Genomic DNA, 16,275 nt, shown 5'->3' with positions numbered 1-16,275 from the left:
CCAGCCAGAAAAAGAGTGCCATTCCATACGACCCTTCAGAGTTTACTTCATTAAGTGATCGTAATTATCTGTTTTATAATTGCTTCCTGTCCGCATCGCATACATGCATAGGCAGCCTTGCGCCTTTCAACCGACATCGCGGTGACGCCAGCATCAATGGTTGCACAAGCCCTGCCTGAATGCGATAGCTCAGACTGTAACAGGTGGTTTCCATCCTAATCCATAAAAGAAAGGCGCAGATATGGCTCATCCCCAAGTTGGCGATCCGGCACCCGATTTCACTCTGCCTTCGGATAATGGCGAAATCTCCCTGTCGTCTCTCAAAGGCAAGCCGGTTGTCATCTACTTCTATCCGAAAGACGACACGTCCGGCTGCACCAAGGAAGCGATTGCTTTCTCGCTGCTGAAGCCGGAGTTCGACAAGGTCGGCGTTCGCGTCATCGGTCTTTCTCCCGATAGCGCGACGAAACATGCAAAATTTCGCAAGAAGCACGATCTGACCGTCGACCTTGCTGCCGATGAAGATCGTGTAGCGCTCGAAGCCTATGGCGTGTGGGTTGAAAAAAGCATGTATGGCCGCAAATATATGGGCGTGGAACGCACGACATTCCTGATCGATGCAGAAGGACGCATCGCTCAAGTCTGGAACAAGGTCAAAGTCGACGGCCATGCCGGGGCGGTTCTGGACGCCGCACGCGCGCTTTGAGCGATGACACGCAAGCCATCATACGACCAGACACTGCGCGGTAATGCCATCCGCGCCATATCCGCCAGCGATCTCGACGAAAAGGTCAGGCTGACGCGAGATACCGCTGCTCGCTGGTTCGGTCGCACGTTGTCGGTTCGCAGCCCTCTCGATCCGCCTTTGCCTGAGCGTCCCGGACGCCCTGAAAAGCCGGAACTCGTGCCTCCCCGCATGTTGAAAAAGCGGTCGCTCAACACGGAACACGGGCGCATTGCGCTGATGCACGCGCTCGCCCATATCGAACTGAACGCCATCGATCTTGCGCTCGACATCGTTGCCCGTTTTGCGGCCAAACCAATACCGCGCAGTTTCTTCGATGGCTGGATGAAAGTCGCCGACGACGAAGCGCGGCATTTCACGCTGCTGCGTGATCGTCTCAAATCACTTGGCGCAGACTATGGCGATATGCCTGCCCACGATGGGCTTTGGCAGTCTGCTCACCAGACCCGCAACGATCTAGAGGCCCGTCTCGCTGTCGTGCCGCTCATACTCGAGGCGCGCGGGCTCGATGTCACGCCATCTCTGCTTGAGAAGATGATCGAAACCGGCGACCACGAGACTGCAGCAATTCTTGACGTCATCTACAATGACGAGAAAACCCATGTCGCTGTTGGCGCTAAATGGTTTCGTTTCTTCTGCGCCCGAAACAAAATCGATCCGGCAGCGCGATTTCGCGAACTGGTTCGCGCCAATTTCCGTGGCGAACTCAAACCACCGTTCAATGAACTGGCACGTGCCGAAGCTGGGCTGACGCCGTCTTTCTACCGCTCTTTATCACCGGTATCCATCTAGTCGTTTCTTTAAACTCTTCAGTAAAAACAAAACTGCTCGCATGGCCCGCGCAAGCCTCGAATGTAAAGGTCTGTTAACCCTAATAAGTTGTAATCAAACAAGGGAATCGAGAAGGGGCATGCGGCTGGCATGACTGGGAATCAGGCAAAGACATCGACGAAAAAGGTGTTCGGAGAGCGCAAGGAACTGCCTGTCCTGATTATTGCGCGCGGCGAAAAGATCAGCCATTTCACATTTCGTCCATGGATGGCCGCTCTTGGGGGTGCTGCGTTTCTGGCGCTTTCGGCCGGGTATCTGGGAGCAACTGCCTATCTGGTGCTTCGCGACGACCTGATGAGCGCCGGTATTGCGCGCCATGCCCGCAACCAGCAGCTCTATGAGGACCGCGTTTCAGCCCTTCGCACCGAGGTTGATCGCATCACCAGCCGTCAAATGCTCGATCAGCAGGTGATGGAGAACAAGGTCGCCGAACTGATGCAGCGCCAGCAAACGCTGAATGCGCGCGACGGAAAACTCGCACCTCTGCTGGAACGAGCTTCGCAATTGCAGCCAATGCCGGAAATGCCGGCGGAAGGCGTGCCTGATCAGGAGCAGCATAGCCAGCTTATCCCCGATGACGCGCTGGCAGGACGTGAATATCCAGGTGTAGACCCGATCATTACCGGTCCCGTACCCGGAAAGACACCTGCAGGAAAGCCTGATCGCCGCGCCGATGCCGGCTCCATAGGGCTGCGTCTTTCTGGCGGACTTTCGGGTGAATCGACACTTGAGACTTCCGACAAGATATTGGCCACGATCACCCAGAACCTTCATCGCATCGAAAGCGAGCAGAATGGCAAGGTGCGTGTTCTGGCTGACGCCGCCTATGAAAAGGCCGACAGCATCCTCGATACTTTGAACGCCGCCGGGCTGCGTATCGAAACGCCTGCCGATGCGGCTGTTGCAATGGGCGGGCCGCTTATCCCGGTTTCGTCGCCCGGTATGGTGGTCAATGATTTCGACATGCAATTGCGCAATCTCGACAGCGCGCTTGATCGGCTTGATCAGGTACGCAAACGCGTAAGCGCCCTGCCCCTGGCCAATCCGGCTCCGGGCAAACCCGTTACCAGCCTGTTCGGCGTGCGCCGTGATCCATTTCTAGGTACGGCTGCGTTTCATTCCGGTATCGACTTTCGTGCGGCATACGGTCAGACGGTGAAGTCCACCGCAGCGGGCAAGGTTGTAAAGGCAGGTCGCTTTGGCGGATATGGCAATATGGTCGAAATTGATCATGGTAATGGATTCTCGACCCGTTTTGCCCATCTGAGCCGCGTTCTGGTACGCGACGGTCAACAGGCTGCCGCGGGAGTCATTGTCGGCGAGGCAGGAAGTTCCGGACGTTCCACCGGCAGTCATCTGCACTATGAAGTCCGCGAAAACGGCCGGGCGATCAATCCGGTCAATTTCCTCAAGGCAGGCAAACAGATAGAACCATTGCTCTGAGCCTCTGAAACGAGAAAACCCGGCCAAAGGCCGGGTTTCGCTTTCTGTACGCATGTTTGCGAATGATCAGTCGATATCGTCGATCATTTCGCCGCCACCCTGAATTCGGTGGGCAAGTGCGGCTTCCATGAACGGCGTAACAGAGCCATCCAGCACTTCCTGGGGGTTGGTGCTTTCAACGCCGGTACGCAGATCCTTGACGAGCTGATAAGGCTGCAGGACGTAGGAGCGAATCTGGTGTCCCCAACCGATTTCGGTCTTGGTGGCATTCGCCGCATCCGTCGCTGCTTCGCGCTTTTTCAGTTCCTCTTCATAGAGGCGAGCGCGCAGCATCGACCAAGCCTTTTCGCGGTTCTTGTGCTGTGAGCGTTCCGCCTGACACTGCACCACGATTCCGGTCGCAATATGTGTGATACGCACTGCCGAATCGGTGGTGTTGACGTGCTGGCCGCCCGCGCCCGAAGCGCGGTAGGTATCGATGCGAACATCCGCTTCCGTAACCTGCACATCGATATTGTCATCGATGACAGGATAAACCCAGATGCTGGCAAAGGACGTATGACGGCGGGCGTTGGAATCATAGGGCGAAATTCGCACCAGGCGATGGACGCCCGATTCGGTCTTCATCATGCCGTATGAATTGTGCCCCTTGACGAGAATGGTCGCGGACTTGATGCCCGCTTCTTCGCCTTCGTGCACTTCCATCACTTCGACCTTGCGGCCGTTACGCTCGGCCCAGCGCGTATACATGCGCAGGAGCATCGACGCCCAGTCCTGGCTTTCCGTACCACCAGCACCGGCATGCACTTCGACATAGGTGTCGTTCGCGTCGGCTTCGCCCGACAACAGCATATCGATCTGGCGACGGTCGATCTCTTGCTTCAGTTCGCGGATGGTGTTTTCCGCATCCTGAATGATCGACTTGTCGTCCTCTTCTTCGCCCATGGCGATAAGTTCGATGCTGTCGTTCAGCGTCTGCTTCAGATGGTTGATGCCATTGATGCTATCTTCCAGTTGCTGGCGCTCGCGCATCAGCTTTTGGGCTTCCTGGGCATCATTCCAAAGCGTGGGATCTTCGGCTCTCTGATTGAGATAGCCGAGACGTTTTATCGCCTGATCCCAGTCAAAGATGCCTCCTCAGCAGGCTTATGGCCTGCTGGATTTCGTCAACCAGCGTCTCGATTTCCGCGCGCATGGGCAAATCGTTCCTTCATTATCATTCTATTTATTTGAGAAGCTGAACCGGTCGTTACGAGGCCCAGACTTTCGGGCATGGACGAATAGCCCAAGCGCCGCGGACCATAGTCAGCACGCGGCGCGGTGTAAAGGGCAAAGCCCTGCTTTCCCGGTCAGTAAAGTCCGCCAGATCCCGAGTTGATCGCACGTGTTGCCTGCGGCGACTGTGGTGCAACCGGAGAACCTTCGCGGAAGGAATCCATACCGATAACCGAATAGCTGTCCGATGGACCCGTCCCCGGTTTGAACGCTTCCATGATCACATTCGGATCGCCCTGATTGGCGCGCATGCCGGTTTTGCGGTTGATAGCGATGACCGTCATGCCTTCCGGTACGCGGAAATCGACTTTCGGCGTCCCGACCAGAGCCTGTTCCATGAACGACTTGAACACAGGCGCTGCCAGACCACCACCGGTATTGCCGCGACCGAGCGGCGTCGGCGTATCGTAACCCATGAAGACGCCGACTACGAGATCGGGCGTGAAGCCGACAAACCAAGCATCCTTTTCGTCGTTTGTCGTACCGGTCTTGCCAGCCATCGGACGGTCGAGGCTCTTCAAGATCTGCGCTGTACCGCGCTGAACGACGCCTTCCATCATCGAGGTGATCTGATAGGCGGTCATCGGATCAAGTACCTGATCGCGATTGTCGATCAGCGTCGGCTCATCCTGATTTGCCCAATCCTGTGCATTGCAGCCCTCGCACTGGCGGGCATCGTGCTTGAAGACCGTCTTGCCGTAGCGGTCCTGAATGCGGTCGATCATCGACGGCGTTATGCTCTGGCCGCCATTCGCAATGATGGAATATGCGGTCACCATGCGCAGAACAGTCGTTTCGCCGGCACCAAGCGCCATCGAAAGAACCGGCAGCATCTTGTCGTAGATACCGAAGCGTTCGGCATATTCGGCTACAAGTTTCATGCCCATGTCCTGTGCAAGACGCACAGTCATGACGTTACGCGACTGTTCGATACCGTAGCGCAGCGTAGAAGGACCGGAGAACTTGCCGGAATAATTCTTCGGCGCCCAGACGCCGAGCGTACCACCCTGATTGACTTCCAGCGGGCCGTCCAGAACAACGGAAGCAGGCGTATAGCCATTGTCGAGAGCCGCAGCATAAACAAACGGCTTGAACGAAGAACCGGGCTGACGATAGGCCTGTGTTGCGCGGTTGAATTCCGATTCCGCATAGGAGAAACCGCCAACCATGGCCAGAACACGGCCAGTATGCGGGTCCATGGCAACGAGCGCACCTTCAAGCTTCGGCGGCTGCTGGAGACGGAAACGGGAATCACCTTCCTTGGAGACATAGACAATGTCTCCCGCCTTCAGAACGCCTTCCGGCGACTTGGCGCTAGTGCGCTTGCCACCAATATTCACGACACGCATGGCCCACTTCATATCGTCAGCGGCGATGAATGCGCGCTTGCGCTCCTTGCTGCGCGAGCCTGATGCCTCAAGCGGCGGCTGCAGACCAATATCTGCGCCAGCGGCAGAAACATTGAGCACGATCGCAAGCTGCCATTCCGGCACGTCCGCGTAGGACTGCATGTCACCGAAGGCCGTACCCCAGTCATTGCCAAGCTCGACATTCTTCATGGGACCGCGCCAGCCACGCGCCTCATCATAACGAAGCAATGCCGCCTGCAGGGACTTGCGAGCCTCGACCTGCAAGGTCGGGTTCAGCGTGGTGCGAACAGAAAGACCGCCTTCGTAAAGCGCATCGACACCGTATTTCTGGATGATCTGGCGGCGCACTTCCTCGGTGAAATATTCCGACGCGAACACATAATGGGCGTCTGAACGTTCCTTCACACCGAGCGGCTGCTTCTTGGCTTCCGTCGCTTCTTCGGCGGTGATGTAGCCGTTTTCGCTCATCCGGTCGATCACCCAGTTGCGGCGCTCGATAGCGCGCTCGGGCTGGCGGAAAGGATGGTAGTTGTTCGGACCTTTCGGCAGGGCTGCGAGATAAGCGCTCTCTGCGATGGAAAGTTCACCGACCGATTTGTCGAAATAGGTCAAAGCAGCGCTGGCAATACCGTAGGAACCAAGACCGAAGAAGATTTCGTTGAGATAGAGCTCGAGAATGCGGTCCTTCGAGTAGGTCTGCTCGATGCGCATCGCCAGGATGGCTTCCTTGATCTTGCGATCATAGGTCTGCTTGGACGTCAGAAGAAAGTTCTTCGCAACCTGCTGCGTGATCGTGGATGCGCCAACCGGGCGACGACCAGAGCCCATATTCTTGACGTTCGTTATCATGGCGCGGGCGAGACCCGCAAAATCGAGACCATGATGTTCGTAGAAGGTCTTGTCTTCAGCCGAAACGAAAGCGGCTTTCACACGGTTCGGCACGGCCTGAATAGGAATATAAAGACGGCGCTCGCGCGCGAATTCCGACATCAGACTACCGTCCGAGGCGTGAACACGCGTCATGACGGGCGGCTCGTATTTTGCGAGCACCTCGTAATCTGGCAAATCCTTCGTGAGACTTCCGACGTAAAGGGCGACGCCACCTGCCACGAGGAGCATCAGCACCGTTCCGATCCCGAAGAAATATCCGATAAGCCTTACCATAAATGCGGAATCCTGCCTTCAGATTATTCACATGATAAGGGTCAAAGCACGAACAGCCAACCCTTTAACCCAATTATGCCGTATGGCAACTACTGGCTTAGTGACCAGCAAATGAGTCAAAGGCAAGATGGTTTACGTGTTTTTACCAATTTAACGCGGTCACTTTCGTCTGCACGACGAAAATCCACAAAACTGTTGCAAGCATGCATCTTATAAGCTGAAGTGCATGTAACACCAAGTGGGACATCTCCACTTTTCAGGTCCCTACCCTTTGCTCACGCTTGCGGGATGCTTCAAGGCTTCAAAAGCCCTGATCGCAATCGCCAGCCGGTCTGCAAGCTTCTTGCGCCATTCAGGATTGCTGATCAGCTTTTCGTCCTCGGCATTGGACAAATATCCAATTTCGATCAAGACGGACGGCACATCCGGCGCACGCAGCACCTGAAAACCGGCAAAGCGATGCGGATTATTGATGAGATTCACTTGTCCTTGCAGCGAATGAATCACCTTCTCGGCAAAGCTCAGCGAGAATGTATGCGTTTCGCGTCTCGTCAGATCGAGAAGAATGTCGGTGACCTCGGGCTGCTCCTCAGGCGCCGCACCTGCAAGGGTGTCAGACTTGTTTTCACGCTCAGCCATGGCGCGCGCAACGGAGTCCGATGCCTTGTCGGAAATTGTGTAGACCGTCGCACCGCGAATATCATGCTGATTGATCGTATCGGCGTGGATGGAAATGAACAAATCCGCTTCGTGCTGACGCGCAATCCGCACCCGTTCTGAAAGTCGCAAGAAGGTGTCGTCATCACGCGTCATGAGAACTTTGATATTCTTGTCCTGCGCCAGACGATCTCTGAGCTCCTGTCCGAAAGCGAGGGTCAGGTCTTTTTCCTTGATGCCGCTCAGGCTTTCCGCACCGCTATCGATACCACCGTGACCGGGATCGATCATAACGGTAAACGGACGCGTGGCAGGCGTGCTCTGGGATGCGGCCTGAACAGGCTTTTCACTGCGATCCGTGGAACTTGTTATTTCCTCGCGCCCCTTGAGCTGATCTGCAAATTCGCGATCCGAAGTCGCAACGATATCGGCCACAAGGCGATAGCCCGATGCGCTGTCATTTTTCAGAACACGGAGATCCTCGACCTTGAACGGACCGCGTAATGTCAGGATGAGGCGTGAACGACCCTTGCCCACCAGCCCGTAACGAACTCGGGATACCAGTCCTCGGGCTTCGAGACTTTTTTCATCAAAACCAAACCGCGTCTCAGGCAGGTCGACAACCAGACGATGTGGATTATCCAGAAGCAGGGTCGACAGCTTTGGCTCCTGATCGAACATGACAACAATGCGCGTTCGCAGATCGTCGCCAGCCATCCGGAAAGTCAGTGCTGATAATGGAGACGTCACGCGATCAGCAGCGGAAACAGATACAGCCTGCAACAGCAAAATCGACAAGAGAGCGAACAACGCCAGAAGGCATCGCAAACTCGCCAATCGTGTCATAGCGTTTTCAGCGTATCGAAAATGCATCGGCTGCCACAATCAAGAACATCATTGAATGACTGGTATCAATAATTGCGATACCGGCACGCTTGCCCCTGCACCATCTCGCCCGAATACCCATTAAAACACTCGTACAAAACTACAGTTAAGGAAGGATTTCCAGCCGTATTTCGACCTTGAACAGGGCCTATACTCAGCTTTCGGCGAAATTGCGATGCGAATGTCAAATGATATTCGCACTTGTCATCGTTCAAACGACGCCATAAAAGCTATGAAAGGTTTTGGGTGAACTATCAGAATCGTTTGCCGGTTCTCAAAATGAACCGCAAGGAATGATAGTGAAAACAGCGGCATATTCATTCGTCGCCCCCGATAACCAGTACAGAATTCAGCGGAGATGTGGCTCCCCCGCCCTCCGTTTCTATCGGCCGACTGCGCATCTTTACGCGCTGTCGCCAACGCTCGAAAAGAGCACAGAGGTCGGCCCGGCTTTTCCGGGTCATATATGAGGTCGTTTCGTTCGGAACAGCTATGGGTCAAGCAAGACTGACCACTGCAAGCCTGAAGACCGTGATCGCCACGAGGCCGTCGCGCGCGGAGGCAGCAGCTTTTTTTCCGACGAACCCAGAACCATCCGGCAGATGCAACGCAGTGAGCACGACAGCCCTCAGGGTTTCGTCCGGCGCACGCGTTTTGCGTCTTGGCGCCGGCAGGAAAGACAATAATGTCCAACAAAATGCTTATAGATGCCTCCCACCCGGAGGAGACCCGGGTTATCGTCACTCGGGGCAACAAGATTGAAGAATTCGACTTTGAGTCGGAACACAAGAAGCAGCTGAAAGGCAATATCTACCTCGCACGCGTTACCCGCGTCGAACCTTCGCTTCAGGCTGCGTTCGTGGAATATGGTGGCAATCGCCATGGCTTCCTCGCATTCTCGGAAATCCACCCTGACTACTACCAGATCCCGGTAGCAGATCGTCTTGCGCTGCTCGAAGCGGAAGCTAAGGCCGCACGCGCCGAAGACGATGAGGACGAACCGCGCGCCAAGAGTGAACGAAGCGAGCGCAGCGACCGGAACGATCGTTCGCGCCGCAACCGTCGTCGCGGTCGTCGTGACGGCCAGAATGGCGACGCGCAGGCCAACGCAGCCGACAAGGGATTGCCTGCAGCCGAGCCCGTTGGCCCGGCTTTTGAGAATTACGTGCCCGGCACACCGGCCATGGCTCTTTCGCAGAAAAGCGATGTGATCTCCGAAGCCCTCGATAACGGCGACGAGGACGACATCGAACATGAAGAGGACATGGTCGAATCTGTTGGTTCGGAAGATGCACTTGAGGAGCTTCCGACGCCTGCCCGTACCAATCGCCGCCAGTACAACATTCAGGAAGTGATCAAGCGTCGCCAGATTCTTCTGGTGCAGGTGGTCAAGGAAGAGCGCGGCAACAAGGGCGCTGCTCTTACGACCTATCTTTCGCTTGCCGGACGCTATTCTGTTTTGATGCCGAACACCGCGCGTGGCGGCGGTATTTCGCGCAAGATCACCCAACCGCAGGATCGCAAGCGCCTGAAGGAAATCGTCAAGGAACTCGAAGTGCCGCAGGGCATGGGCGTGATCCTGCGTACCGCTGGCGCCAATCGCACCAAGGCGGAAGTCAAGCGCGACTACGAATATCTGATGCGCCTTTGGGAAAATGTCCGCACGCTGACCTTGCAGTCGACAGCACCTTCCCTCGTCTATGAAGAAGGCAGCCTGATCAAGCGCTCGATCCGCGACCTTTATAACAAGGACATCACGGAAATCCTCGTTTCCGGCGAGAACGGCTATCGCGAGGCCAAGGACTTCATGCGCATGCTCATGCCGAGCCATGCCAAGGTGGTCCAGCCTTATCGTGAACAAGTGCCGATTTTCACACGCAACGGCGTCGAAGCCCAGCTCGACCGCATGCTGCTGCCGCAGGTGACGCTGAAATCGGGCGGCTATCTGATAATCAACCAGACCGAAGCGCTGGTTGCCATCGATGTCAACTCCGGTCGCTCGACGCGCGAACATTCCATCGAAGACACCGCGCTCCAGACCAATCTGGAAGCAGCCGAGGAAGTGGCGCGCCAGCTGCGCCTGCGCGACCTGGCCGGGCTGATCGTCGTCGACTTCATCGACATGGAAGAAAAGCGCAACAATCGCGCTGTCGAAAAGAAGATGAAGGATTGCCTGAAGGACGACCGCGCCCGCATTCAGGTTGGCCGCATCTCGCATTTCGGCCTACTGGAAATGTCGCGCCAGCGTATTCGCGCATCGGTGCTGGAAAGCACGATGCAGGTGTGCCAGCATTGCGGCGGCACTGGCCATGTCCGCTCGGATTCGTCGATGGCGCTGCATATCATTCGCGGCATCGAAGATTATCTGCTGCGTCATTCGGGCTTTGACATCAATGTTCGCACGCCAGCGGCTTCGGCGCTTTATGTGCTGAACCACAAGCGTCAGTTGCTGGCGGATCTGGAAGGCCGCTTCGGCGTTGCCATCAGCATCGACGCCGACGAAAGCGTCGGCCATCAGCATTTCGTTATCGACAAGGGCGCGGCGTCGACACGGCCTATCACTCAGCCTCCGGTTCAGCCGATGGCCTATATCGAAGACGATATCGAAGACCCGGAAATCCCGGTCGATGAGGACGAAGCCGAAGAAGAAGCGACGGCTGATGTTCAGGCTCGCGAAGATCGTGGTGACGAAGGTGATCGCAAGCGTCGCCGCCGTCGCCGTCGTCGCGGCGGTCGTGATCGCGAGAACCCGGAACAGGCTGCAAAGACCGATTCCGTTTCGGAAGATGCCTCCGACGAAGACGATGACGCCGATGACGCGCAGGAATCATCTTCGAATGCTTCGCTGAGCGAAGAAGATCGCCGCAAGAAGCGTCGCCGCGGTCGCCGGGGCGGACGCAAGAATCGTCGCGACGACGAACCGCGTGCACGCAAGGTTCCAGATCCGGAGTTCGTCGGTTACACGCCGGTTCTGCCGGTTAAAGCTGAGGAAGCTGTCGTCGAAGCAGTTGCATCGGTAGCGGTGGAACAAGCAGCTGAAGTTGCTGTTCCGGCTATTGAAGCAACAGCCGAGGAAAAGCCTGCCAAGACTGCCCGCAAGCCCCGCGCTCGCAAGTCTGCGAAGACTGAAGAAGCGGCTGAGGACGTGGTAGCCGCGGAGGCGGAGGAAAAGCCTGCCAAGACTGCCCGCAAGACCCGTAGCCGCAAGAAGGTTGCCGAAGAAGCTCCTGCTGAACCGGTAGCGGTCACTGAGGGGCCAGAAGCAGAAGCGGAGAAGCCAAAGCGGCGTACCCGCAGAGCTGCTGCGAAACCAGCTGTCGAAGTCGAAGAGACGGTAGCCGTCGAAGCAGAAGTAGCAACGATTGCCGAACCGCAGAAAAGCGCTGAGCCCGTTGTGACTTCAAGCGAGAGCGAAGACCAGAAGCCCAAGCGTGCTGGCTGGTGGCAGAAGAAGGGTTTCTTCTGAGATCTGTTTCATGATTGAAATGAAAAAACCGGCGGAAACGCCGGTTTTTCTTTATCTTTCGATATTGGTAAATGGTTGGACGAAACCGGAACCGGCTCAGGCTTTCTGTTGTGGCAGCCAGCCTTCAAGGCGACGAACAGCCTCTTCCATTTCTTCGATCTTGCCAGCATAGGAAAATCGCATAGTGCGATGTCCATCCAGCGGGTCGAAATCGCGTCCCGGTGTTGCTGCTATATTGATTTCGGCAATCATGCGGCGAGCAAATTCCATACTGTCATTGGTGAAACGCGAAACGTCGCAATAGGCATAGAATGCGCCATCCATCGGTGCAGCCAGGCTGAGACCCATGCGTGGAAGATGATCCCGCAGGATCAGCCGGTTCTGACGATAGCGATCCTTTACCCGCTCAAGTTCCGCCGTTGCATGGAAGGCTTCGATGGCAGCGCGCTGCGAAAGCTCCGGTGCGGAGATATAAAGGCTCTGGCTCAGTCGCTCGATTGCACGGATATCGTCTTCGGGCAGAACCATCCAGCCAATACGCCAGCCGGTCATGCAGTAGTATTTGGAGAACGAGTTGATGACCGTCACATCATCGGAAATCTCCAACGCCGTGACATCGTCCGTTTCATAGGAAAGCCGATGATAGATTTCGTCTGAAATGACCCGAATGCCAAGTTCATTCGCCGTTTCGATGATCGTTTTCAGTTCCGGCTTGTCGATGATCGCGCCGGTCGGATTGGCCGGGCTTGCAAACAATACCCCTTTCAGGGGCTTCTCGGCATGTGCCGCAGCAAGCGCTTCAGCAGTCAGTGACGTCGATGTTCCATTGCCGGTCGGTATTTCCACAACCTCAAGGCCTAGCGCCGTCAATATATTGCGATAGGCGGGGTAGCCGGGACGGGTAATAGCAACCCTGTCGCCCGGATCGAAATAGACCACAAAGGCCAGATTGAATGCAGCAGACGAGCCAGTCGTGACGGCAACACGTTCCGGTGAGACCGAAACACCGTAATGATCGGCATAATGCGCAGCAATGGCCTCTCTCAGTTCAATCAGCCCCAGAGCGTCGGTATAACCGATGCGACCGTCCTTCAAGGCACGTTCAGCGGCTTCTCGAACGACCACCGGTGCCGGATCCGCAGGCTGGCCTACCGCCATGGAAATAATCGGGTGCCCGGCTGCGCGACGACGGTTTGCCTCAGCCAAAACGTCCATAGCGTGAAAGGGCTCGACCGCACTGCGGCTGGAAAGAGTGACCAACTTTACCTCCAGAAACTTGCGAGTTTCGCATTCTACATCCGCCGTATAATCGCCGGATTGGTAAAGCAACAGCACTTTACGAGAAAATACGACCAAATCCCGAGATGGAGATTATGTCTCGCCTGCCTATCGATGATTGAATGCAAAGGTTATAAGATTCGCGCCGGTTTGAAGAAGGAAGAACAACACGATGGGGACGATGACTGCACCTTTCCCAGCTGGGAGATTTTCTTTCCATAGTTTGGTTCGCCGTTCGGTCGCGGTAGTGGCCGCAATGTCCATAGCCGTTACCAGTGCCCTCCCTGCATTCGCGCAGTCGCGTGGCGGTGGTGTGCCTATCGTCCGGGACGCGGAAATCGAGGCACTTGTTGCCGATTACGCTGCGCCGATCCTCAAGGCTGCAGGTTTGGGTGGTCGCGGCGTTCGCGTTATTCTGGTCAATTCGCAAAGCTTCAATGCCTTCGTTGATGGACGGCGTATTTTCATAAATACAGGCGCAATCATGCAGGCAGAAACGCCCAATGAAATCATTGGCGTGATCGCACACGAATCGGGACACCTTGCAGGCGGGCATCAGGAGCGTTTGCGTGAACAGCTCAGCCGCGCCCGCAACATGGCGATCATTGGTATGCTGCTTGGCGTTGGCGCCGGCGTTGCAGGCGCTGCGAGCGGCAGCGGCAACGCCGCGGGCGCTGGCGCTGGTATTGCTATGGGCTCAAGCGAAATAGCCATGCGCAGCGTACTCAACTATCAGCGCACGGAAGAAATGACCGCCGATCGTCTTGCCGTGAACTATCTCAATGCCACCGGTCAGTCGACCAAGGGCATGCTCGATACGTTCGAGCGTTTCGCATCGGCTCTGTCGCTTACGGGCACCCAGATCGACCAATATCGTATCAGCCACCCTCTCCCGCGTGAGCGAATTGCCAATCTGGAAGAGCTTGCACGAAAGAGCCCGTACTTCAACAAAACCGATTCTCCGGCCTTGCAAATGCGGCACGATATGGCGCGCGCGAAGATTGCTGCTTATTCGGGCAATATGGGCGCGCTGCAGCGCATGTTCCGCAGCAATCCCGGCGGACTACCTGCCCGCTATGGCAATGCCATCACAACATTCCTGAACGGCTCTGCCCGCTCTGCGCTGCCGAAATTTGATGCCTTGATCAAGGAACAGCCAAAAAACCCGTATTTCCAGGAAATGCGTGGCGAAGTCTTGCTGAAAGCCAATGATGCCGCGGGAGCGGCAAAGGCTTTCCAGAAGGCGGTTTCGCTCGATCCGCGCAAATCGCCGTTGCTGCGCATGAGCTATGGGCGTGCGCTCATGCTCACCGGTGCCAAGGCAAACATGCCGACGGCGATCAAGGAGATCAAGGCAGGTATAGCTTCCGATCCGGAGTTTCCGGGCGGATATGGTTATCTGGCGCAAGCATATGGCCAGCAAGGCGATATGGCGCTGGCCGACCTCGCCACTGCCGATATGAACTACTATTCTGGCAAGCTTCAGCAGGCCCAGATCTTCGCCATCCGCGCGCAAAAGCAGATGAAGCCCCGTTCGCCCGATTGGCTTCGCGCGCAGGACATCATTAATGCCAAGAAAAGCAAGTAAGGCCGTTTGCGCCTGATAGCGATATTAAAGACAGATTGGAATTTGGAATGAAGAACATAGTTTCCATAACAGTTGCCAGCGGCATTGTGGGCATCGCAGCTCTTGCAGCGGGTTATTATGCAGGCACTGCCCGGCAGGCTCCAGCTGCCGTGGAAAGCCCTGCTGCTTCCGCAGCCCCGGCAGCGATGAACCAGCAGGCCATTGAAAACGTCGTGCGCAACTATCTCATCCAGAATCCCGAACTGATGCTGGAAGTGCAAAGCGCGCTGGAAACCAAGCAGGCACACGCGGCGCAGGAACAGATCAAGCAGGTGCTGACTGCCAATCGCGCTGCCCTTTATGACCCCAAGCATGATGCAGTCTTCGGCAATCCGGACGGCGACGTGACGGTCTACGAGTTCTTTGATTACAATTGCGGGTATTGCAAGCGGGCACTGCCCGACATGGAAGCGATCCTGAAAACCGACAAGAATGTCCGTTTTGTCATGAAGGAATTCCCGATTCTTGGCCCGGATTCGGCCAAGGCGCATATCGTGGCACAGGCATTCAGAGCGCTGATGCCGGAAAAATATGCTGAATTCCACCAAGTACTGCTCGGCGCGCAGGAGCGTGCAACGGAAGATTCCGCCATCGCCGATGCCGTAAAGCTAGGCGCTGATGAAACACAGCTGCGCGAAAAGATGAAAGATCCGGCCATCACCGGCGCATTCCAGCAGACCTATCAGCTGGCGCAACAGCTCAACATTACCGGCACACCATCCTACATCATCGGCGATGAACTGGTTCCAGGTGCAATCGGCGTCGATGGTCTGGTTGAGAGAATCGCAGCAGCGCGCGCTACAGCGAAAAAATAAGCTGATCGGCCATGGCTTGACTGATCACTTTTGTGAAACAGTTTATGCCGTGGCATCCAATGTTTATGTTGCGTGAAGAGAAATTGCCTTATCGGCTGCTTATTTTGCAAAGAATAGCGGGAAAAACCGGTTCGGCAAAACATCTGCAATGATTTAGAGGGTTTCGGCTTGCTTCCAAGCCCTCTATATGAAATGCGAAGTGTACCGAAATTTCGCGGTAACGCGTTATCAGTCGCGGACGGATATGGCAAAAACGGTTTTTGTTTTGAACGGCCCCAATCTCAACCTTCTCGGTAAACGAGAACCGGGGATATACGGTGTTGCAACGCTCGAGAATATCGAGGCGGACTGCAAGCGTGAGGCTGAACAACTCGGACTTGATGTCGATTTCCGTCAGTCCAATTACGAAGGCGATCTGGTGACCTGGATTCAGGAGGCTGGCGATAGAAACGCCTATGTCCTCATCAATCCAGCCGCTTACAGCCACACTTCGGTTGCTATTCATGATGCAATCCGCTCGGCCAAGGTAACGGTCGTGGAAGTGCATCTTTCGAACATTCATGCGCGTGAGGCTTTCCGGCATCACTCCTATGTATCCGCAGTCGCCAAAGGCGTTATTTGCGGCTTTGGCGCGGAAGGATATCTGCTCGGTCTGCGCGCGCTTGCGGCAATTGCCAAAGAAGAAGAAAACAACGGGCAAAGCGTTAAAGGGGCCTGAT

The 16,275-nt window shown here is 55.9% G+C and carries 12 protein-coding genes; 7 read left to right on the top strand and 5 right to left on the bottom strand.

All coding sequences use genetic code 11. The features are described 5' to 3' along the window. The first annotated feature begins 241 nt into the window (after positions 1-241). From ABDF71_RS07130 to ABDF71_RS07120, 3 genes are all read left to right on the top strand, one after another. Positions 242-706: a peroxiredoxin gene (locus tag ABDF71_RS07130; protein ID WP_105529027.1), complete on the top strand. Its 465-nt coding sequence runs from the start codon at positions 242-244 to the stop codon at positions 704-706. A 3-nt stretch (positions 707-709) separates the two neighbouring features. After that, entirely contained in the window at positions 710-1,537 is an 828-nt protein-coding gene (locus ABDF71_RS07125; RefSeq protein ID WP_105529026.1) for a ferritin-like domain-containing protein, read from the top strand. A gap of 129 nt (positions 1,538-1,666) precedes the next feature. Next, positions 1,667-3,019, top strand: a complete 1,353-nt coding sequence (locus tag ABDF71_RS07120) for a M23 family metallopeptidase (protein WP_500061428.1) — start codon at positions 1,667-1,669, stop codon at positions 3,017-3,019. A 66-nt stretch (positions 3,020-3,085) separates the two neighbouring features. Here the strand turns inward: ABDF71_RS07120 and prfB are convergent. The 4 genes from prfB to ABDF71_RS07100 all read right to left on the bottom strand — a co-directional run bounded on the left by prfB (position 3,086) and on the right by ABDF71_RS07100 (position 9,053). Beyond that, positions 3,086-4,214, bottom strand: a protein-coding gene (gene prfB / locus ABDF71_RS07115; protein WP_105529024.1) for a peptide chain release factor 2 whose coding sequence is annotated in 2 segments (ribosomal slippage) — positions 3,086-4,144 and positions 4,146-4,214 — 1,128 coding nt in all. Because the reading frame shifts where the segments join, the coding sequence is not laid out codon by codon here. A 154-nt stretch (positions 4,215-4,368) separates the two neighbouring features. Beyond that, positions 4,369-6,828 (bottom strand): penicillin-binding protein 1A, encoded by a 2,460-nt coding sequence (locus ABDF71_RS07110; protein ID WP_500061427.1) that lies wholly within the window; start codon positions 6,826-6,828, stop codon positions 4,369-4,371. Between the two features lie 264 nt (positions 6,829-7,092). Further along, on the bottom strand, positions 7,093-8,331 hold the full coding sequence (locus ABDF71_RS07105; RefSeq protein ID WP_105529023.1) for an N-acetylmuramoyl-L-alanine amidase: 1,239 nt from the start codon (positions 8,329-8,331) through the stop codon (positions 7,093-7,095). Positions 8,332-8,867: 536 nt separating this feature from the next. After that, entirely contained in the window at positions 8,868-9,053 is a 186-nt protein-coding gene (locus ABDF71_RS07100; protein WP_010661270.1) for a hypothetical protein, read from the bottom strand. Between the two features lie 2 nt (positions 9,054-9,055). On the opposite strand from ABDF71_RS07100, the gene ABDF71_RS07095 reads away from it, so the two are divergent. Then, positions 9,056-11,836 carry an Rne/Rng family ribonuclease gene (locus tag ABDF71_RS07095; RefSeq protein WP_500061426.1) on the top strand — a complete coding sequence of 927 codons (2,781 nt, stop codon included), beginning with the start codon at positions 9,056-9,058 and terminating at the stop codon, positions 11,834-11,836. Between the two features lie 96 nt (positions 11,837-11,932). Here the strand turns inward: ABDF71_RS07095 and ABDF71_RS07090 are convergent, their stop codons facing one another. Further along, positions 11,933-13,096, bottom strand: a complete 1,164-nt coding sequence (locus ABDF71_RS07090) for a pyridoxal phosphate-dependent aminotransferase (protein WP_500061425.1) — start codon at positions 13,094-13,096, stop codon at positions 11,933-11,935. Positions 13,097-13,286: 190 nt separating this feature from the next. On the opposite strand from ABDF71_RS07090, the gene ABDF71_RS07085 reads away from it, so the two are divergent. The 3 genes from ABDF71_RS07085 to aroQ all read left to right on the top strand — a co-directional run bounded on the left by ABDF71_RS07085 (position 13,287) and on the right by aroQ (position 16,274). Beyond that, positions 13,287-14,702 (top strand): M48 family metalloprotease, encoded by a 1,416-nt coding sequence (locus tag ABDF71_RS07085; protein ID WP_105529021.1) that lies wholly within the window; start codon positions 13,287-13,289, stop codon positions 14,700-14,702. A gap of 47 nt (positions 14,703-14,749) precedes the next feature. Next, a complete protein-coding gene (locus ABDF71_RS07080; RefSeq protein ID WP_256886157.1) occupies positions 14,750-15,556 on the top strand; it encodes a DsbA family protein in 807 nt (268 codons plus the stop codon). A gap of 244 nt (positions 15,557-15,800) precedes the next feature. After that, positions 15,801-16,274 (top strand): type II 3-dehydroquinate dehydratase, encoded by a 474-nt coding sequence (aroQ, locus tag ABDF71_RS07075; protein ID WP_105529147.1) that lies wholly within the window; start codon positions 15,801-15,803, stop codon positions 16,272-16,274. Position 16,275 lies beyond the last annotated feature (1 nt).

The organism is Ochrobactrum sp. WV_118_8, assembly GCF_039631535.1.
GTDB classification, from domain to species: Bacteria; Pseudomonadota; Alphaproteobacteria; order Rhizobiales; family Rhizobiaceae; genus Brucella; species Brucella anthropi.
This window is presented reverse-complemented; position numbering and strand designations above follow the sequence as displayed.

Coding starts and splice junctions, on each gene's coding strand:
- ABDF71_RS07130 (WP_105529027.1), top strand. CDS start 242: ATGGCTCATCCCCAAGTTGGCGATCCGGCACCCGATTTCACTCTGCCT.
- ABDF71_RS07125 (WP_105529026.1), top strand. CDS start 710: ATGACACGCAAGCCATCATACGACCAGACACTGCGCGGTAATGCCATC.
- ABDF71_RS07120 (WP_500061428.1), top strand. CDS start 1,667: ATGACTGGGAATCAGGCAAAGACATCGACGAAAAAGGTGTTCGGAGAG.
- ABDF71_RS07110 (WP_500061427.1), bottom strand. CDS start 6,828: ATGGTAAGGCTTATCGGATATTTCTTCGGGATCGGAACGGTGCTGATG.
- ABDF71_RS07105 (WP_105529023.1), bottom strand. CDS start 8,331: ATGACACGATTGGCGAGTTTGCGATGCCTTCTGGCGTTGTTCGCTCTC.
- ABDF71_RS07095 (WP_500061426.1), top strand. CDS start 9,056: ATGTCCAACAAAATGCTTATAGATGCCTCCCACCCGGAGGAGACCCGG.
- ABDF71_RS07085 (WP_105529021.1), top strand. CDS start 13,287: ATGGGGACGATGACTGCACCTTTCCCAGCTGGGAGATTTTCTTTCCAT.
- ABDF71_RS07080 (WP_256886157.1), top strand. CDS start 14,750: ATGAAGAACATAGTTTCCATAACAGTTGCCAGCGGCATTGTGGGCATC.
- aroQ (WP_105529147.1), top strand. CDS start 15,801: ATGGCAAAAACGGTTTTTGTTTTGAACGGCCCCAATCTCAACCTTCTC.